Below are 17,912 nucleotides of genomic sequence, written 5' to 3' on the forward strand. Positions count from 1 at the left end.
AGAAGTCCGTGGTTTCGACATGAACCTACTCGCGACCCCTTATCGCTCCTGGCTGCGGCGCTGTTGCAGACGCTGCATCGACGCCACCAGGTCGTTGAACCGTTCACCCTGGATCTGCACATGCGCCTTGATGGCCGCTTCCGCAGCGTCGGCATCGCCGCGTTCCAGCGCTGCCATGATCGCTTCGTGCTCGTCGAAACTACCGGTGAGGCGGTGGCGGGCGTGCAACTGCAGACGACGATACGGCTTCAGGATGGCGTGCAGCCGCGCCGCTTCACGGGTCAGGAAGTCGTTGTGGCTGGCCTGATAGATCAGATGATGAAAGGTGCCGTTTTCGTAGTAGTAGCCGTCGGCATCGCCAGCCGCCATGCACTCGCGACAGGCGGTGTGGGCATCGCGCAAGGCGGCCAGTTCCTCCTGTGACATGCGTCGTGCCGCCAGGCGCGCGCACATCCCCTCCAGTTCTGCCATTACCTCGAAGCGTTCGACCAGCTCGGTCACGCTGAGCTGAGCGACGAAAGTCCCGCGCTTGGGGAGGACGCGAACCATGCCGGATGCCGCGAGTTGCTGCAGCGCCTCGCGAATTGGGGTACGCGAACAGTCGAACTCGCGAGCCAATGCTTCCGGGTCCAGTTTATCCCCCGGCGCATACTGACCATCGACGATGGCATCCTCGAGCAGGTCGCGAAGCCGCTGGGCATGCGGGGTGCGGGCCATATTAGACTTTCTCCTATGTTGACACCGGGCGGGTAGCGGCATAACTGTTATATATAACAGAGCGATGACATGTATGTTAACAGTCGGTTCCCGGATTATCGGATTCCGACGGTCGCATTCCTCCGCCTCGCTCCGTTCAGCGCTTGCCGCTGCCGCCAACTCCGGTAGTGCAGGCTTCAGCCACAGACCCGAGAGGGCCGGCATGAACGTCAACATGAATTTTCTGCAGGATCTTCTCTCCAGCATCGGCCGCCGGACACGGGGTCAGCATCTTTCCGGCGGCGAGGGCGCCCCGAGTAGTCTGGCGAGGCTCACGTCGGTATGTGAAACCCTGATGCAGCCCGGTGGCGAGGCATCCCAGATTCTGATCGCCCAGGAGGCACTCGAGCGCTACGCCTCGCTCGGCGACAGCGATCGTGTCGCTTTTTTCCAGTTGCTGGGGGAGCGCTACGCCGCCGAGCCCGACGCCATCCATCAGGCCTATGCGGCGTACCGTGACAACGGAGACAACGCCAGTCTGCAGCAGCTGTTTGCAGCCTGTGAGCCACGCCGCCAGCATCTGTTACGTCGGCTCAATCTCTGCCCCGGCGGGACTTACGAGCTGGTCAAGATGCGTGCGGACCTGTTGCGCTGTCTCAAGACCAACCCCGAACTGGCGCCGCTGGATGCCGACTTCGATCATCTCTTCGCGTCCTGGTTCAACCGCGGGTTCCTGGTACTGGAGAGCATCGACTGGAATACGCCGGCGGCGGTGCTGGAAAAGATCATTCATTACGAGGCGGTACACGCGATCGGCGACTGGTCGGATCTTCGCCGACGTCTGGACCCCGAGGATCGCCATTGCTACGCCTTCTTCCACCCGGCCACGGGCGACGAGCCGCTGATTTTCGTCGAGGTGGCGCTGTGCCGCGGTATCCCCAACAACATCCAGACGATTCTCGAAGGGGGCGACGAGGTGCGTCCGGAGGAGGCCGATACGGCCGCCTTCTACAGCATCAGCAACTGTCAGGCCGGCCTGCGCGGCATCTCGTTCGGCAACTTCCTGATCAAGCAGGTGGTGCAGGAGCTCAAGCGCGAGCTGCCCAATCTCGAAAACTTCGTGACCCTGTCTCCGGTGCCCGGTTTCGCCAGATGGCTGGCGGACGCGCGCGACAGCGGCGCCTGTCAACTGGCAGATGAAACCGCCAAGGGAGTCGATGAAGGCCGCTGGCTGGAAGACGCCAGGCTGCGCGACAAGCTCACACCCGAGATACGGGCTTTGGCGGCGCATTATCTGATCGATGCCAAGCGTGACAACGGCCTGCCGCTGGACCCGGTAGCCCGCTTTCACCTGGGCAACGGGGCCAGTCTGCATCGGCTCAACTGGCCGGGCGACAGCTCCGAGAACGGACGCCGTCAGTCCCACGGTCTGATGGTCAATTATCTCTACGAGCTCGATCGTATCGAGCAGAATCACGAAGCGTTCAGCCGCGAGGGTACGGTGGTCTGCACCAGCGAGATCCGTCGTGAGGCCAAGCAGGGGCGTTCGCGCTGCCGCCATGGCTCGCGAACCGATGCCTGACCGGCCATGACCGTTTATCAAAGCAGGAGTGGTGGAATGAATCAGAATCTGTATCTGCAATTCTCGGGCAATTTCGAGCGCCACCCGGACAAGGTGTTGATCGACACCCCGAGCGGCGAGCGGTATCGCTATCGCGACGTGCTTTCCACCTCGCGGCGGATGGCAACGGTGCTGCGCGAAAGCGGCGTGGAACCGGGCGATCGCGTCGTGGTTCAGGTCGACAAGAGCCCGCAGGCGATCATGCTGTATCTCGCCTGTCTGCAGACAGGCGCCGTCTATCTGCCGCTCAACACGGCGTATACCGAAGCGGAAGTCGAGTATTTCCTGACCGACGCCGAGCCTCGGGTCTATGTCTGTCGGCCGCAGGATCTCGAGATCGCACAGCGACTGGCCGAGCGTTGCGGCGTGGCGGTCGTCGAAAGCCTGGGTGCCGATGTCGATGGTTCGTTGATGGAACGGGTCGGCAACGCCGAGGAAGATTCTCGTCTCGCCGACCTCGAAGCCAATGACCTGGCCTCGATCCTGTATACCTCCGGCACCACCGGGCGTTCCAAGGGCGCCATGCTGAGCCACGGCAACCTCGCCGCCAACAGCCAGGCGCTGGCGCAGACCTGGCAATTCACGGCCGACGATCATCTGCTGCACGCGCTGCCGATTTTCCATACTCATGGACTGTTCGTGGCGTGCAACATCATTCTGACCGTCGGCGCCTCGATGACCTTTCTGCCCAAGCTCGATGCCGAGCAGCTGCTGGACCTGATGCCGGGGGCGACGGCGCTGATGGGCGTCCCGACGTTCTACACCCGGCTGCTGGCCAGCCCGCGCCTGAACAGGGAGACGACCGCCAACATGCGACTGTTCGTCTCCGGTTCGGCGCCGCTGCTGGCCGAGACCCATCACGAATTTCACCAACGTACCGGCCACGCCATTCTCGAACGCTACGGCATGACAGAAACCAACATGAACACGTCGAACCCCTACGACGGCGAGCGCCGCCCGGGCACGGTCGGCTTCGCGCTGCCGGGTAGCGAAGTGCGCATCACCGAGCGCGAGAGCGGCAGGACGCTGCCGGCGGGGGAGACGGGGCTGGTGGAAGTTCGCGGGCCCAACGTCTTCCAGGGATATTGGCGCATGCCGGAAAAGACCGCCTCGGAGTTTCGCGACGACGGCTTTTTCATCACCGGCGATCTCGGGCTGATCGACGACGATGGCTACTTGCATATCGTCGGGCGCGACAAGGATCTGGTGATCTCCGGCGGCTACAACGTCTATCCCAAGGAGATCGAACAGTGGATCGATGAACTGCCGCAGGTCATGGAATCGGCCGTCATCGGCGTGGCGCATCCCGATCTCGGCGAAGGGGTAACCGCGGCCGTGGTGCTGAAAGCTGGCGAATCACTGGACGAATCCCAGGTGCTGGCAGCGCTCAAGGACAAGGTCGCGCGCTACAAGCAGCCCAAGCGGGTGTTCTTCATCGACAGCCTGCCACGCAATGTCATGGGCAAGGTGCAGAAGAACGCGCTGCGAGAACGCTACGCCGATATCTATCTCCGTGCCGAAACGGCCAATCCGTAGGCGAAAAGAGGCGATCACCCCCGCCGCGTGGGTAACGCGGCACGACACGCCAAGCTCCGATGACGGGCCTAAGACATAACCATTCTCTATAACAACGCCCAAGAGGTGATAACGATGGTGATTTACGGTGTAGCACTCCTGGCCGGCTGCATGCTGGCCGGGCTGATCATTGGCGACGTACTCGGCCAACTGCTGGGGATCGATGCCAACCTGGGTGGTGTGGGTATCGCCATGCTGCTGCTGATCTTCGTGACCGGCTATCTCAAGGATCGCGGCAGGCTGCCGGAAACGACCGAAAGCGGCATCAATTTCTGGAATGCCATGTACATCCCTATCGTCGTCGCCATGGCGGCGAGCCAGAACGTGGCTGCCGCCTTCAGCGGTGGCATGGTGGCGATCCTGGCCGGTGTGCTCTCGGTCGTTCTGGGATTGGCGCTGGTACCGGTGCTGACCGGCAAGAAGACCGATGACGCGAGTCCGCTCGAGCCGACCCCCACCGCCCCTAGCGGCCACTGAGCGAGGTATTCGACATGAACGATTCCATCGTTTCTCTGGTCGACAAGTATCACCTGATTGCGGCCTTCGCGGTGATCGGTCTCACCATGTACGTGGCCTACTGGCTCAGTCGTCATCTGACCGCCGGGCGACTTCACGGCTCGGCCATCGCGATCTTCATCGGCCTGGTTCTCGCCTATATCGGCGGCGTGTCGACCGGCGGCAGCAAGGGGCTCTCGGACGTCACGCTGTTCTCCGGACTTGGCTTGATGGGCGGCGGCATGCTGCGGGATCTGGCGATCATCGCGACCGCGTATGGCGTGCGCTTTCAGGAGATCAAGAAAGCGGGGCTGCGAGGCCTGATCGCGCTGTTCCTCGGCGTTCTCGTTTCGTTCGTGGCGGGGGCAGCCGTCGCGGTGGGCTTCGGCTATACCGATCCGGTCGACATCACCACCATCGCGGCGGGTGCCGTCACCTATATCGTCGGGCCGGTGACCGGGGCCACCCTGGGGGCAAGTTCGGAAGTGATCGCGCTGTCGATCGCCGCCGGTCTGGTCAAATCGATTCTGACCATGATCGCGACGCCGATGACCGCGAAGCTGATCGGCCTGGACAATCCGCGTTCGGCGATGATCTTCGGCGGTCTGATCGGCACGACCAGCGGTGTCGCGGCGGGCCTCGCGGCCACCGATGCGCGGCTGGTGCCCTACGGCGCGATGACCGCGACGTTCTACACCGGGCTCGGCATTCTGCTGGCCCCGACGGTGCTGTTCCTGGCGGTACGAGCGGTGTTCTGATTCCACGCCGTCGAGAGAACTCGCTCGCGGCGCGGGAATCTGACGATCGGCTATCGGCCGATCGTCAGCGTTACAGCGTCGAAAGCGTCGGGTCGTCCTGCGCTTCCGGCCGAGAGGTGGGAACCGGCACGATCGCGACACAGCCCCGGCCGGCCGACTTGGCCTGATAAAGCGCCTGATCGATCTCTTCCAGCAGCGCTTCCAGGGTCTGCTGACGATGCTCGCCCACCCCCGCGGAAAAGCTCACCCGGAGCCCGGCGGCACTCAGAGGGCGGTCGACCAGTTGCAGTAGCACCCGATTCACCGTGGTCTGCGCCGCGAAGCGATCGATGCCGGGCAGAATCATCAGAAACTCCTCTCCACCCCAGCGAATCAAGGTGTCGCTGGTACGCAGCACGCCCGCCACGAAATGACTGAATTCCTTCAATATCGTGTCGCCGACCGCGTGGCCGTAACGGTCGTTGATCGCCTTGAAGTGGTCCAGGTCCAGCATGACAACGGAGATTTTGTCGCCGCAGCGCCTGCTACGTTCCAGCGACTGGCCGAGCATCTCCAGGCCAAATCGACGATTGTGCAATCCGGTCAGATGGTCGCGCGTTGCCAGGTACTCGAGCCGTCGATTTTTTTCCTGCAGACGACGTTCGACGTCGAGACGCTCTGTGATATCGACGAGAAAGGCAATGCGTTGGGGTTGGCCCTCTTCATCGTGGCTGACCGTGTCCTCGATGATCACGCTTCGTGTCGATCCATCCTGTAGCCGGACTTCCACGGCTCGGCGCTGGTTCAGTGCCTCGGGGAAGCCGGAGGCATGATGCTTCTCTGCCTCCGGCTGGTGCCGGGCAGGCAACAGCTTGCGAAAGTGGGCGTTCAGCAGCTCACTCTCTGCATAGCCGAAGAACTCGCAGAAGGCGGGGTTGACCAGGCGCAGATAGCCTTCGGCATCGATGATGCACACGCCCATGGCCAGGTTGCCGAGCATCTGGCGAAGATGCGGTTGTGTCTGTGACAGCAGACTCGGGGTGTCGTCCACGGCGGTGATCTCGCCGATGGCGACCAGTACGTGAATGGTGTCGTCGGCGCCGTCCGCCGTTTCCAGCGCTGATACTTTCAGCTGAAGCGACTGCAGTGGCTGCAATGGCTGACGGATGTGGAAACATTGCCACTGCTGCGACGCATTCGAAGCGCTGGCCATCAAGGCCGGGTGATCGTGGCGTGGGACCGGGCAAAACTGTGCATCGAGCCACTGCCAGGGATCGGTGATGGGTAAACGATCCCCGATCTGCAGCCGAGTTTTCGCCGTCTCGTTGGCATCGACCAGCAGTGGCATGCCTGCTTCGAGCCGATAGATCAGCGCGGCAATATTCAAGGTGTCCAGCCCATCCGGCGTGGAAGGACTCTCCACGACCTGAGGTGAGGAGGGATTTTTCGAAGCAACCATAAGCCAGGATACCGGGGTCAAACGGTGGAAAGAGTTACCGGAAATGCCGCGATCGTCAGTGTTCGCCTCGAACCAGCGCGAAACGAGAATCCGGACAGGCCGGTAGTTGTTCTGCAACCGGTCTGGCAAACCAGTATCCCTGCTGCCTGGCGATACCATGGCGGTAGAGCCAGCGAGCTTCTTCTATCGTTTCGACGCCCTCGGCCACCAGCGAGATATCGAGCTGGCGTGCCAGGGTAATGATGTGGCCCAGAATCCATTGCTGCCGTGGCGCTGAATGGATGCCGCTGACCAGCTGGCGGTCGATTTTCAGCACATCAGGCGTGATATCGATCAGCAGGTCGAGATTGGCGTGGCCGGTACCGAAATCGTCCAGCGCCGTTTTCATCCCCATCGCCTGGTAGCTGGCAACGATGTTCTGGAGGTGGTGACGATCCTTGACGCTTTCGGTTTCGGTAATCTCGAAGCACAGCCGACTGACCGGCCAGCCGACCCGGTTGGCGGCTGCCAGCGTGGCTTGAATGCACGCTTGGGGTTCGTAGACGGCGTTGGGCAGAAAATTGATCGAAAGAAGACCTTCGGCGCTCAGTTCGTGGGCCATTTCGATCGCCTTGACCCGGCAAGCCTGATCAAAGCGGTAGAGATTGGAGCCGTCGACCCGGGCCAGTACTGACGCGGCCGATTCGCCTTGGGTTCCTCGCACGAGCGCTTCATAGCCGTAGACACGGCTTTCCTCGATGTCGACCAGTGGCTGAAATGCCATGGTGAAATCGAAATTCAGCGGTTCATCGCAGCGTCCGCAAACGTTATGGTGTCTGGCGCAACCCGGCATCGTTGTCCTCCTTGACGACAAGCACGGTGAGGTTCGTCCTTGCCATCGATGCGCGCCATGGCGTTCTCGACAAGTCAACCAAGCCTAGAATACATGACTGTGCTCGAATAGCATCGATTTGAAAGGAAAGTATGAGAAGCGGTGTACGGCACGCCTCCAAACACCGATCCGACGGAATCCATGAAGCCATCTCCGCTGACCCTATTCTGCCTTGTGGCGATCGCCGCCGGCATCGCCTTCGACAAGGGCATCTGGCAGATTACGCCGGCGTGGAACCCCTTCGCGCCGCTGGTGGTGAGCGACCCGGTGACCCCGATCACCCGCTGGAAACTGAAAGCGCTGTCCGGCGATGGTGAGGCGTGTCGAGAAGCCCTGAACACGGCCCCGGATATCGCCTACACCCCGTTGGCCGATTACACCCCGGCGGCCGGTTGTCCGCTGGAGAATGTGGTGCGGTTGGCACATACGCAGGTCCGATTCAACGCCAGCTTCGTCGCCAGCTGCCCGCTGGCGCTGGCATGGACCATGTACGAGCGGCACGAGCTGCAGCCGCTGGCTCGGCGGATCTTCGGCGAGCCCGTGTCCCGCGTTCAGCATTACGGCTCTTTCGCGTGTCGTAATATCTATCACCGCGAGAATGCCCGGCGCAGCGAACACGCCACGGCATCGGCCCTCGATGTTGCGGCTTTTCAACTGGCGGATGGGCGTCGCATCGGCGTGCTCGAGGATTGGGGCGACGGCGGCGATCTTGGCCGTTTTCTCGAGGAGGCGCAGGCGGGCGCCTGTCGCTATTTCGGTACCACCCTGGGCCCGGATTACAACGCCGCCCACGCCAACCACTTCCATCTCGGCATGCGCGGCGTCTCGTTCTGCCGTTGAGCTGGCATCCGCGGCTAGCCGCATTATCCTTCCGCCGAACCGCTTGAGTCGTTCACGCTATCGAGCCAGCCGTATCGTCGATCCCCCGGTTTCCCGTCGTCGCTTGATCATGACAAAAACCGCCAGGAGACCTAAGGTTGTCGTAAATCTCGCGCACGCGCATGCCGGAGGCACCATCGACGGCGTGACGTCGGGAGGGCAGCAACACCCGTTCCAGTTATCGACGAGGAGTGATCCATGCGTTTGACCATCAAAGGTATCGAGGAAGGCAAGCCGATCCCTGCGCCGTTCGCGTTTGCCGTGCCTGATCCCGAGCAGCATATGCGCTTTAGCGACAACCGTAATCCGGAAGTGCGTTGGCTGGACGCACCGCAGGGAACACAGAGTTTCGTGCTGCTGGTGACCGACCCTGACGTGCCGGGCGTGGCAGACGACGTCAACCAGGAGGGCAAGACACTGCCCGCGGAATTGCCGCGCGTCGATTTCTATCACTGGGTTCTGATCGACATTCCCCGCGAGATCAATCTGATCGAAGAGGGCGAAATGGCCGATGGCGTGGTGCCCAAGGGCAAGACGCCGGGACAGACCGCCAAGGGCATCAGCGGTATCAACGGCTACACCGGGTTTCTGGCCGGCGATCCCGACATGGCGGGTGTCTACGGCGGCTACGACGGGCCTTGCCCGCCCTGGAACGACGACGTCATTCATCGCTACACCTTCGGCCTGTTCGCGCTGGACATCCCCACGCTGGAGCTGGCTGGCGAGTTCACCGGCGAGCAGGCCCGCGAGGCGATGAAGGGCCACGTGCTGGCCGAATCGAGCGTTACCGGGACCTATACCCTCAATCCGGATCTGCGCTGAACCTGCATGACGCCGCCAGATGATGAAGCGATGCGTGGTGCGATACTGGCCATGGCTCGATCACGCGGGCCCGACAAGACTTTCTGTCCTTCCGAAGTGGCGCGCGAGCTGGCCGCTGAAGCGCAGGAGTCGAAGGCGACATCATCGTCGCAGGGCGATGACTGGCGAGCGTTGATGACGCCCATACGGGACTGCGCCCGCGTTCTGGCTCGCGAGGGATGCCTGCGCGTGACCCAGCGAGGCCGGGAGCTTTCACCCGACGCCCCCTGGTGTGGCGCGATTCGCCTGCAACGATGCCCTGACAGCGATGAGTGACGACTCGCGCGCGGTCCGTCGAACCGGCATCGGCATGATGGTGCTGTTCTGGGTCCTGCTGCTGTTGCTGGCGGGCTGGTGGTTTCGCGGCGTCGAGCAGCAGCGTCGCCACCCCAATACCGAACTGGCCAGCATCGTCGCCGCCGAGCAGACTCCGGTCACGCTGGTGCGCAACGTCGATGGACACTTCGTCGCCCCGGGCGAAATCGACGGCCATGGCGTGAGGTTTCTGATCGATACCGGGGCCACCTACGTCTCTCTTTCCCGCTCGCTCGCCGACGCTCTGGGGCTTTCTCGCGGACAGGAAGTCACCTTCGCGACCGCCAACGGCCGGGTGAAAGGCCGGCTGACGACGCTCGACAGCGTCAGGCTGGGCGGTCTCATGGCCCGGCAGGTGCCGGGATCGATCCATGCCGGCATCGATGACGATGTCGTGCTGCTGGGCATGAGCTTTCTGGGACGCTTCGATATCCAGATACGCGGTGACCAGATGATTCTGGGACTGCCCGATCGGTGATTGGAATCATGATGGGACGAGCCTGGCCGCTGTGCCCGCGGCCCTATTCGAGAGTGGGAGCGGCATTCGTCGCGCGGATGAAGCGTCTTGCGAACTTGTTGCCCGATTGGCGGGCAGGATAACGAGCTTCCGCTGATGGTCAGCGGTGAACCTTGAGGGAACAAACGATGGTGGCGGGAAATCTTCGGCTGAGCGTGCTGGTGCTGACAATGCTGGTGTTGGCGGGCTGTGAAAGCCTATCGACGGGATCGTTCCAGATGCCCGATATCTTCGATCGCTCCGACAGCGACGAGGCGGTGGTGAAACGCCAGATTCCCTTCCCGGCGGACGAATATGCCAGGCTCGAGAAAATCGGAACCTCGGCGGTTCAGGGACGTTTGACCTATCGAACGGCAAACGGCGAGACTCTGGTCGGTTCCGATGAGACGGTTTCCGTGGCACCGGCGACGCGCTATGCGGCGGAAGCCGCCGACGTGGCGCTTTCGGGTCGCAAGATAGAGCCGGCCGACCCGCGCGCTCGTGAATATACCCACTATGCCAAGACCGATGATAACGGTTACTTTGTCGTCAGGAACGTGCCGGCGGGCGTGTTCTACGTTGCCGGCAGCGTGCTGCTTCCCGGTGGCGAATCCCGCAGTCCGATCATCATCAAGCAGATTGAGCTGGGTAAAGGCCAGACAAGGGACGTGGATCTGAGCCGTTGAATTCAATGACAGGAGAGTCGAGTCGTGCTGACTATCTGGGGACGGCGTAGTTCCTATAACGTCCAGAAAGTACTGTGGCTGGCGGATGAGCTGGGGCTCGATTATGCCCACCGACCCGCTGGCGGTGACGAGGGCGGCCTGGATAGCGAAGAGTTTCTGGCCCTGAACCCGAATGGTCGAATTCCGGTCATTCAGGATGGTGATGTCGCCGTCTGGGAGACCCATGCCATCTTGCGCTATCTGGCCGCTGAGTACGGCGACGGCGGGTTTCGACGCGCGACGCCTGGCGCGCAGTCGTGGAATGATCGCTGGCTCGACTGGTCGCTCTCCGAGCTGGAGCCTGCGTTTTTCGGCGGCGTTTTCTGGGGTTTTTATCGTACGCCTGCCGATCAGCATGATGATGCCGCCATCGAGCGCTCCCTGGCTCGCTGCGATACTCTCTATCGCCTGCTCGATAGCCAGCTGTCGGGGGCGCCATTTCTGAGCGGCGACACTCTGGGGCTGGCGGATATTCCGGCTGGCACCACCCTCTACCGCTATTTCGAACTCGAGATCCCGAGACCGTCGCTGCCCAATGTCGATGCATGGTACCGGCGGCTCGAGTCCCGGCCCGCCTACCGGCGCCATGTGATGCGTCCCTTCAATGACCTTTATGGACGACTGGCTTATTGAGATTGAAGTGCCGCTCTGAACGCCGATGATTTTCCTCGCGGAGGTCGGCCTGATCATTCCCTCGGCTGAATTTGCCCATTAACTGCGTAGCCTGTGGGCGATACTGGGTTACAAAAGGAACAATTCGGGTATGATGCAGGTTAGTTCGCCATGAGCTCTGCTCAGGCGTGGCATCAGGCATGGTGCTGAATGTGATGGTATTTGAAGACATCAAGGCAGTGATGGTGAGTAATATCGACTTGGCACTTGATGCCGCTTGATACCGTCATTCGCTCAATAATAAATCAGGACCGTGGTATGCAGGGTTTCGAGGCCAACTCAAAGGGATGGATGACAGCTTGGACAGCACTGCACATCAAGATCGCGTATTGATCATCGAAGACGACGAGCGCCTGGCGCATCTGACCCGCGAGTATCTGGAGGCCAATGGCTTTCAGGTTTCGCTCGAGCACGATGGCGCTCACGGGGTGGAACGCATCGTCGAGGAACAGCCGGATATGGTGATTCTCGACCTGATGCTGCCCGGTGAGGATGGGTTGTCGATCTGCCGTCGGGCGCGCCCGCATTATGCCGGCCCCATTCTGATGTTGACGGCTCGCACCGACGACATGGATCAGGTTCTGGGCCTGGAGATGGGGGCCGACGATTACGTGCCCAAGCCGGTTCAGCCCCGGGTGCTTCTGGCACGCATGCGTGCGCTGATGCGCCGTGCCGATAGCCTGGTCTCCACCAGCGGAGCGACACGACTGACGTTCGACAACCTGGTCATCGACAGTGCCACCCGCGAGGCCTGGCTGGAAGAAGCACGTATCGACCTCACCAGCGCCGAGTTCGATCTGCTCTGGTTGCTGGCCGACAACGCCGGTCGGGTGCTGACGCGGGAGGAGATATTCTCCCAGCTGCGTGGCATCAAGTACGATGGGCAGGACCGTTCCATCGACGTGCGGGTTTCTCGCATTCGACCCAAGATCGGTGACGACCCCAATCACCCTCATCGTATCAAGACCGTGCGCAGCAAGGGGTATCTGTTCGTGAGGGATAGCTGAGCCGAAGCGACGTCGATGTCGAGTCGCGCCTGGCAGGTCGTTTTATCGGCACTGTCGCTGGCTTCGGTCGATGGCGCTGGTGGCGTTTGTCGCCGGGTTCGACACCTTCGCCGAGCGCTTTGGACCTTTGTCCGAAGCTACGGGTCCTTGTCGGAAGCTTCGGGTCCTTGTCGAGACTGGCGATGGCTTTCGCGATCACGGCATCGGTCGTTGGCCCTTGATCCGCCACGTGCTCGCTCGATATCTTCAGAGCATGGCAACGAGGGGCCGGCGTGGCTTCTGACGGTGCCCGGTTCACTCGACCATCCTTCATCGATGGATTCAGCCTCCGCCTGACATCGGACGACTCTGACCTTCCGAGCCATTCACGAAGCGGATTGCCGCGCGAGATCCAACATGCGTCGTTCCTTTACCGACAGCACCTTCCTGCGATTCTACGTATCGCTGCTGGCGGCGTTGGTCATCACCTTTGCACTGGTCCTGTTCGGCTTTCTGATGGTCGACAAGGTGCGCCAGGAACATTACCGGGAGAATCTCGTCAGCGGTCCGCTGGCGCTGCTTTCCGACCTGGTCTCCCGCCAGCCGCTGGTAAAGCGTGATGACTGGCTGGCATCGATGGCGTCGACGCTGGGCATGCCACTGGGGTTGTTCAAGCTCGACGACCTATCGCTGAACTACTTCGAGCGCGCTCGATTGCGTGAAAATCGACCGGTGATCGAATCGACCGACGATGGCTGGCGATCCCTCTATCAGCTGCCGCACTCCACCTGGGTGCTGGCCGCGCGCATCAACAGTCTCAACGAGATGCAGCTTCGCGGTATCACCGAAGTGTTGCGTAGCTGGTTGAGCGGTGAGCGGGACGATATTCAGGCTCGTCGGCTCGAACGTGTCAAACGACAGTTCCATATTCCGATCGGTCTTTACACCTCGCCACCTACCGGGGTCGACCCCATCCAGGCCACGCGTCTGGACGCGGGCGAGGTGGTGGTGCGGCTGGAGACGGGCCTGAGCGCGCTCTATATTCATGCCCGGGTCGGGCCGGACCGCTGGTTGCGAATCGGCCCGCTGCCCAGTTTCGAATCGATGCCTCTGTCGCTGGCGCTGGCCTTGCTGATCATGGTGTTGACGACGCTGGCGGGGGCGATCTATCTCATCGTATGGGGTGTCGAAGGCCGGGTCGGCCGGCTCGAACGCGCCGCCACGCGAATCGCGGCAGGTCATCTCAACTCGAGAGTGCGAGTAGACAGCAACGACTTCATCGGCCGCCTGGGAATGGCGCTCAACGGCATGGCGGCGCAGGTACAGTCGCTGCTGCGTAGCCAGCAGGAGATGATTCGTGCCGTCTCCCATGAGCTTCGCACGCCGGTGGCGCGCATCCGTTTCGCGGTGCAGATGCTGGAAGATCTGAGCAAGGACGATGTTGCCCAGCGACAGCTGGCGGGCATCGACGAGGATATCGCCGAACTCGATCGGCTGATCGATGAAATTCTCACCTACGCCAAGCTCGACAGCGAGAATGCCCAGGGGGTGACGCTGCAGACCGAAACCCTCGAGTGCCGCGCGGTAGCCTGGCGAGTACTGGATACCTTGAGCCCGCTGCACCCCCATCTCGAGCTTGGCGTCGCCGATGGCGAGGAGCTGGAAGTGGAAGCGGAGCCACGCTACCTCCAACGTGCGGTCCAGAACCTCGTCGCCAACGCCTGCCGCCATGCCGAGAGGCAGGTCCTGGTGACGGTTCATCGAGAACCCAGGGCCGTGCGTATCGATGTCGAGGATGATGGGCCAGGCGTGCCGGAAGAGAAACGCATTGCCATCTTCAAGCCGTTCGCGCGACTGGACGACAGCCGCACGCGGCGCTCGGGTGGCTACGGCCTGGGGCTCTCCATCGTCCAGAAGATCATGGCCTGGCATGGCGGTAATGTCGTGGTCGATCGCAGTGAACAACTGGGAGGCGCCCGCTTCAGCCTGCTGTTGCCGCTACATGGTCGGGAGGCGATCCGGCCGCTGACGTTCGACGACGAAGAAACGATTTGACGCTCTCCCGCCATGATCGGGTGGTCGCGCTTGCGCGCTGCAGTGCGCAAGCGATCAGGCGTCTTCCGATGTGCCGGCCGGCTTGACGCCACTCAGTACCGCAAACGAGGTATCCCTCGCGGTGCGAATGAAGTCCTCCATCCATGGAAGCTCGAGGTTGTCTTCACGGACTGCCGCATAGAGGGTGCTCCACACGCCTTCCTTGCCCAGCGGCAGGGCCTTGACGTAGTCCCGCTCCAGATACTCCGTCAGCGCCCAGTTGGGCAGCGCACACACGCCGCGTCCACTCGCCACCAGCTGCATCATCATTACCGTGAGTTCGGCGCTGCGGATCTCTTGCGGGCGCACGTTGGCCGGGTCGAGAAACTGCGTGAAGACGTCCAGTCGGGAATGTTCCACCGGATAGACGATGAGCGTTTCTGCAGCCAGATCGGAAGGCTCGACCCAGCTGCGCGTCGCCAGCGGGTGCTGCTTGGAGACGGCGAGCAGGCCTTCGTAGCGAAACAGTGGCGCATAGTGGACGCCAGGCAGCGGCTCGGGGTTGTCGGTGATGACCAGGTCAAGCACCTCGCGGGTGAGGCCGGGCAGCAGGTCGAAGTTCTGACCGCTGGGGATATCGACCTCGACCTCGGGCCAGTGATCGCGAAAATGATCGACCGTCGGCATCAGCCACTGGAAGCAGCTGTGGCACTCGATCGCCATGTGCAGGCGGCCCTGCTCGTGGCCTGCCAGGCGAGCCAGATCCCGTTCCGCCAACCGCAGTTGGGGCAGCACCTGCTCGGCCAGCGTCAGCAGGCGCTCCCCGGCGCGCGTGAACGATACCGGGCGAGTCTTGCGAGTGAACAGCGGCATGCCGAGCCGCGATTCGAGATCCTTGATCTGGTGCGACAACGCCGACTGGGTCAGATGAACGCGCTCCGCCGCCTCGACCAGTGAACCGGTGTCGCGCAGGGCAATCAACGTGCGGAGATGACGAAGTTCGAGCATGCTATGAATGTTGCTCACGTTGAGGATTAGATAAACGCGTTTGATTCAGGATGCGTCGCCGGAGAGACTGCCTGCCAGGCAATGATCTGCTTCATTCTAACCGCTAACCCTGAGAGACCCTACACATGACCACCCTGGTGCACACTCTGGGCTATCCGCGTATCGGCGCGCGTCGTGAGTTGAAGAAAGCTGTCGAAGCGTACTGGAAGGGCGAGCTTGGCCGCGAGGGTCTCGAGCACGAAGGCGCGCGTCTGCGCCAGGCGCATTGGCAGGACCAGGTCGATGCCGGCCTGGATGTGGTGACGGTGGGCGACTTTGCGTTCTATGACCAGGTGCTCAACGTTTCCGTGCTGGTCGGCGCCGTGCCGCCCCGTTTCGGGCGCGTCGACGGTGAGGTGGATCTGGACACCAGCTTTCGCATGGCACGCGGTCGGGCACCCAGTGGTGAGCCGGCCGCCGCCTGCGAGATGACCAAGTATTTCGATACCAACTACCACTACCTGGTACCGGAGCTGTATGAGGGCCAGACGTTCCGCATCGCCAGCGAGCGGCTGTTCGAGGAAGTCGCCGAAGCGAAGGCGGCAGGGCATCCGGTCAAGGTGGCGTTGACCGGGCCGGTCACCTGGCTGTGGCTGGCCAAGTCCAAGAGCGAAGGCCTGGACCGGCTTTCTCTGCTCGACGACCTGGTGTCGACCTACGGCCAGATCCTGAGCCGGCTTGCGGACGCTGGCGTGGAGTGGGTCCAGCTGGACGAGCCGGCGCTGGTGCAGGATCTGCCGAGCGCGTGGCAGCGCGCGTTTGAATCCGCCTACAGCCAGCTGCAGTCGGCTCCGGTAAAACTGCTGGTGGCGAGCTACTTCGGCGGACTCGGCGACAATCTGGGGCTGGCGTTGTCGCTGCCGGTCGAGGGGCTGCACGTGGATCTGGTGCGCGCACCGCAGCAGTTGGCGACCGTGCTCGATCGCCTGCCGCCCTACAAGGTGCTCTCTCTGGGAGCCGTCGATGGTCGCAATATCTGGCGGGCCGACCTGAGTCATCTTGTCGCCGAGCTGAGAGATGCCAAGGCTCGCCTGGGCGATCGTTTGTGGCTCGCGCCTAGCTGCTCGCTGCTCCACGTGCCGGTGGATCTGACCAGCGAAACCCGGCTGGACCCCGAATTGAAGAGCTGGCTGGCATTCGCGCGCCAGAAGCTCGATGAGGTCGTGACGCTGGCGCACGTGCTCGATGGCACCGAGACGGCGACGGACCGACAGCGCCTGGAGGATGCCAGTCGAGCCCTGGCCGCGCGGCGCGAATCTCAGCGTATTCACAAACCTCAGGTCGCCGAACGTCTGGCCAGGGTCGGTGCCGCCGACACGCGTCGTGGCAACGTCTACACCGCACGGGCGGTGGCGCAGCGGGAGCGGCTCGGTTTGCCGCTGTTCCCGACGACCTCGATCGGCTCCTTTCCGCAGACGCAGGAGATCCGCACGGCCCGTCGTGACTTCAAGCGAGGCGAGCTCGACGTCGCCGACTACGAAGCGCGCATGCGGGAAGAGATCGCGCTGGTGGTCGAACGCCAGGCCCAACTCGGGCTCGACGTACCGGTACACGGCGAGGCCGAGCGTAACGACATGGTCGAGTACTTTGGCGAACAGCTCGACGGTTTTGCCTTTACCCAGAATGGCTGGGTGCAGAGCTACGGTTCCCGCTGTGTCAAACCGCCGGTGATCTTCGGTGACGTGACGCGTCCTGCCGCGATGACGGTGCGTTGGAGCGAGTACGCCCAATCGCTAACCGACAAGCCGATGAAAGGCATGCTCACGGGGCCGGTGACCATTCTGCAATGGTCCTTCGTGCGCGACGATCAGCCGCGTGCCACGACCTGTCGCCAGATTGCGCTGGCGCTGCGTGACGAAGTCGCCGATCTCGAGCGCGCCGGCATCGCGATCATTCAGATCGACGAACCGGCGCTGCGGGAAGGGCTGCCGCTACGTCAGGCCGAGTGGCAGACGTATCTGGACTGGGCGGTGGAGTGCTTTCAGCTGAGCGCTGCCGTCGCAGCCGACGAGACCCAGATCCACACTCACATGTGCTACGCCGAATTCAACGACATCATCGGTGCCATCGCGGCGATGGATGCCGATGTCATCACCATCGAGACGTCGCGCTCCGACATGGAGCTGCTGGACGCCTTCCAGCACTTCGATTATCCCAACGAGATCGGACCGGGCGTCTACGACATTCATTCGCCGAACATTCCCGAGCGCGCCTGGATGATCGATCTGATGGCCAAGGCGGCGGAAAAGATTCCCCCCGAACGGCTCTGGGTCAACCCGGATTGCGGTCTCAAGACTCGCGGTTGGGCAGAAGTGGAACCGGCATTGGCCAACATGGTCGAGGCCGCCCGCGAGTTGCGCAAGCGCTACGCGTGAGGCGAGTGCCGCGCGACGAACGGCGTGAACGGGGCGTGATCGGTCCCGCCAATACCGCTGGCATGTTA

General features: G+C 62.4%; 17 protein-coding genes. 13 read left to right on the forward strand and 4 right to left on the reverse strand.

Going from position 1 to position 17,912, the window contains the following annotated elements:
* Positions 1 to 39: 39 nt before the first annotated feature.
* Complete coding sequence (locus BTW07_RS07960) at positions 40 to 717, reverse strand: GntR family transcriptional regulator (protein ID WP_075569623.1); 678 nt, start codon at positions 715 to 717, stop codon at positions 40 to 42.
* Positions 718 to 919: 202 nt separating this feature from the next.
* Here BTW07_RS07960 and BTW07_RS07965 point away from each other — a divergent pair, with 202 nt between their 5' ends.
* The 4 genes from BTW07_RS07965 (at position 920) to madM (ending at position 5,145) form a co-directional block, all read left to right on the forward strand.
* Positions 920 to 2,278: a malonyl-CoA decarboxylase gene (locus BTW07_RS07965; RefSeq protein WP_075569624.1), complete on the forward strand. Its 1,359-nt coding sequence runs from the start codon at positions 920 to 922 to the stop codon at positions 2,276 to 2,278.
* 36 nt (positions 2,279 to 2,314) lie between these two features.
* The gene (locus BTW07_RS07970; protein ID WP_075569625.1) at positions 2,315 to 3,853 is read left to right on the forward strand and encodes a malonate--CoA ligase; all 1,539 of its coding nucleotides are present in this window, start codon (positions 2,315 to 2,317) and stop codon (positions 3,851 to 3,853) included.
* A 114-nt stretch (positions 3,854 to 3,967) separates the two neighbouring features.
* Positions 3,968 to 4,369 (forward strand): malonate transporter subunit MadL, encoded by a 402-nt coding sequence (gene madL / locus BTW07_RS07975; protein ID WP_075569626.1) that lies wholly within the window; start codon positions 3,968 to 3,970, stop codon positions 4,367 to 4,369.
* A gap of 14 nt (positions 4,370 to 4,383) precedes the next feature.
* Complete coding sequence (madM, locus tag BTW07_RS07980) at positions 4,384 to 5,145, forward strand: malonate transporter subunit MadM (RefSeq protein WP_075569627.1); 762 nt, start codon at positions 4,384 to 4,386, stop codon at positions 5,143 to 5,145.
* A gap of 70 nt (positions 5,146 to 5,215) precedes the next feature.
* Here the strand turns inward: madM and BTW07_RS19400 are convergent, their stop codons facing one another.
* Together BTW07_RS19400 and BTW07_RS07990 are read right to left on the reverse strand one after the other, a co-directional pair.
* Entirely contained in the window at positions 5,216 to 6,583 is a 1,368-nt protein-coding gene (locus BTW07_RS19400; protein ID WP_158025873.1) for a GGDEF domain-containing protein, read from the reverse strand.
* A gap of 55 nt (positions 6,584 to 6,638) precedes the next feature.
* On the reverse strand, positions 6,639 to 7,346 hold the full coding sequence (locus BTW07_RS07990; protein WP_482822359.1) for an EAL domain-containing protein: 708 nt from the start codon (positions 7,344 to 7,346) through the stop codon (positions 6,639 to 6,641).
* Positions 7,347 to 7,595: 249 nt separating this feature from the next.
* Between BTW07_RS07990 and BTW07_RS07995 the strand changes: the two genes are divergently transcribed.
* From BTW07_RS07995 to BTW07_RS08030, 8 genes are all read left to right on the forward strand, one after another.
* On the forward strand, positions 7,596 to 8,294 hold the full coding sequence (locus BTW07_RS07995) for an extensin-like domain-containing protein (RefSeq protein ID WP_075569752.1): 699 nt from the start codon (positions 7,596 to 7,598) through the stop codon (positions 8,292 to 8,294).
* A 237-nt stretch (positions 8,295 to 8,531) separates the two neighbouring features.
* Complete coding sequence (locus BTW07_RS08000) at positions 8,532 to 9,155, forward strand: YbhB/YbcL family Raf kinase inhibitor-like protein (RefSeq protein WP_075569629.1); 624 nt, start codon at positions 8,532 to 8,534, stop codon at positions 9,153 to 9,155.
* 6 nt (positions 9,156 to 9,161) lie between these two features.
* A complete protein-coding gene (locus BTW07_RS08005; RefSeq protein ID WP_075569630.1) occupies positions 9,162 to 9,470 on the forward strand; it encodes a DUF3253 domain-containing protein in 309 nt (102 codons plus the stop codon).
* Positions 9,463 to 9,987, forward strand: a complete 525-nt coding sequence (locus BTW07_RS08010) for a retropepsin-like aspartic protease family protein (protein WP_075569631.1) — start codon at positions 9,463 to 9,465, stop codon at positions 9,985 to 9,987. Before BTW07_RS08005 ends, BTW07_RS08010 begins: the two co-directional genes overlap by 8 nt.
* A 167-nt stretch (positions 9,988 to 10,154) precedes the next feature.
* A complete protein-coding gene (locus BTW07_RS08015; protein ID WP_075569632.1) occupies positions 10,155 to 10,691 on the forward strand; it encodes a carboxypeptidase-like regulatory domain-containing protein in 537 nt (178 codons plus the stop codon).
* Between the two features lie 24 nt (positions 10,692 to 10,715).
* A complete protein-coding gene (locus BTW07_RS08020; protein WP_075569633.1) occupies positions 10,716 to 11,363 on the forward strand; it encodes a glutathione S-transferase family protein in 648 nt (215 codons plus the stop codon).
* 326 nt (positions 11,364 to 11,689) lie between these two features.
* Complete coding sequence (locus BTW07_RS08025; RefSeq protein ID WP_075569634.1) at positions 11,690 to 12,409, forward strand: winged helix-turn-helix domain-containing protein; 720 nt, start codon at positions 11,690 to 11,692, stop codon at positions 12,407 to 12,409.
* Between the two features lie 396 nt (positions 12,410 to 12,805).
* Positions 12,806 to 14,443 (forward strand): ATP-binding protein, encoded by a 1,638-nt coding sequence (locus tag BTW07_RS08030; RefSeq protein ID WP_075569635.1) that lies wholly within the window; start codon positions 12,806 to 12,808, stop codon positions 14,441 to 14,443.
* Between the two features lie 54 nt (positions 14,444 to 14,497).
* Here the strand turns inward: BTW07_RS08030 and BTW07_RS08035 are convergent, their stop codons facing one another.
* Positions 14,498 to 15,430: a LysR family transcriptional regulator gene (locus tag BTW07_RS08035; RefSeq protein ID WP_075569636.1), complete on the reverse strand. Its 933-nt coding sequence runs from the start codon at positions 15,428 to 15,430 to the stop codon at positions 14,498 to 14,500.
* A gap of 125 nt (positions 15,431 to 15,555) precedes the next feature.
* Between BTW07_RS08035 and metE the strand changes: the two genes are divergently transcribed.
* The gene (gene metE / locus BTW07_RS08040; protein ID WP_075569637.1) at positions 15,556 to 17,844 is read left to right on the forward strand and encodes a 5-methyltetrahydropteroyltriglutamate--homocysteine S-methyltransferase; all 2,289 of its coding nucleotides are present in this window, start codon (positions 15,556 to 15,558) and stop codon (positions 17,842 to 17,844) included.
* The last annotated feature ends 68 nt before the right edge of the window (positions 17,845 to 17,912 follow it).

Origin of the sequence: Salinicola socius (assembly GCF_001937195.1) — a bacterium.
In the GTDB taxonomy this organism is placed as follows: domain Bacteria; phylum Pseudomonadota; class Gammaproteobacteria; order Pseudomonadales; family Halomonadaceae; genus Salinicola; species Salinicola socius.

Coding starts and splice junctions, on each gene's coding strand:
- BTW07_RS07960 (WP_075569623.1), bottom strand. CDS start 717: ATGGCCCGCACCCCGCATGCCCAGCGGCTTCGCGACCTGCTCGAGGAT.
- BTW07_RS07965 (WP_075569624.1), top strand. CDS start 920: ATGAACGTCAACATGAATTTTCTGCAGGATCTTCTCTCCAGCATCGGC.
- BTW07_RS07970 (WP_075569625.1), top strand. CDS start 2,315: ATGAATCAGAATCTGTATCTGCAATTCTCGGGCAATTTCGAGCGCCAC.
- madL (WP_075569626.1), top strand. CDS start 3,968: ATGGTGATTTACGGTGTAGCACTCCTGGCCGGCTGCATGCTGGCCGGG.
- madM (WP_075569627.1), top strand. CDS start 4,384: ATGAACGATTCCATCGTTTCTCTGGTCGACAAGTATCACCTGATTGCG.
- BTW07_RS19400 (WP_158025873.1), bottom strand. CDS start 6,583: ATGGTTGCTTCGAAAAATCCCTCCTCACCTCAGGTCGTGGAGAGTCCT.
- BTW07_RS07990 (WP_482822359.1), bottom strand. CDS start 7,346: ATGGCATTTCAGCCACTGGTCGACATCGAGGAAAGCCGTGTCTACGGC.
- BTW07_RS07995 (WP_075569752.1), top strand. CDS start 7,596: ATGAAGCCATCTCCGCTGACCCTATTCTGCCTTGTGGCGATCGCCGCC.
- BTW07_RS08000 (WP_075569629.1), top strand. CDS start 8,532: ATGCGTTTGACCATCAAAGGTATCGAGGAAGGCAAGCCGATCCCTGCG.
- BTW07_RS08005 (WP_075569630.1), top strand. CDS start 9,162: ATGACGCCGCCAGATGATGAAGCGATGCGTGGTGCGATACTGGCCATG.
- BTW07_RS08010 (WP_075569631.1), top strand. CDS start 9,463: ATGAGTGACGACTCGCGCGCGGTCCGTCGAACCGGCATCGGCATGATG.
- BTW07_RS08015 (WP_075569632.1), top strand. CDS start 10,155: ATGGTGGCGGGAAATCTTCGGCTGAGCGTGCTGGTGCTGACAATGCTG.
- BTW07_RS08025 (WP_075569634.1), top strand. CDS start 11,690: ATGGATGACAGCTTGGACAGCACTGCACATCAAGATCGCGTATTGATC.
- BTW07_RS08030 (WP_075569635.1), top strand. CDS start 12,806: ATGCGTCGTTCCTTTACCGACAGCACCTTCCTGCGATTCTACGTATCG.
- BTW07_RS08035 (WP_075569636.1), bottom strand. CDS start 15,430: ATGCTCGAACTTCGTCATCTCCGCACGTTGATTGCCCTGCGCGACACC.
- metE (WP_075569637.1), top strand. CDS start 15,556: ATGACCACCCTGGTGCACACTCTGGGCTATCCGCGTATCGGCGCGCGT.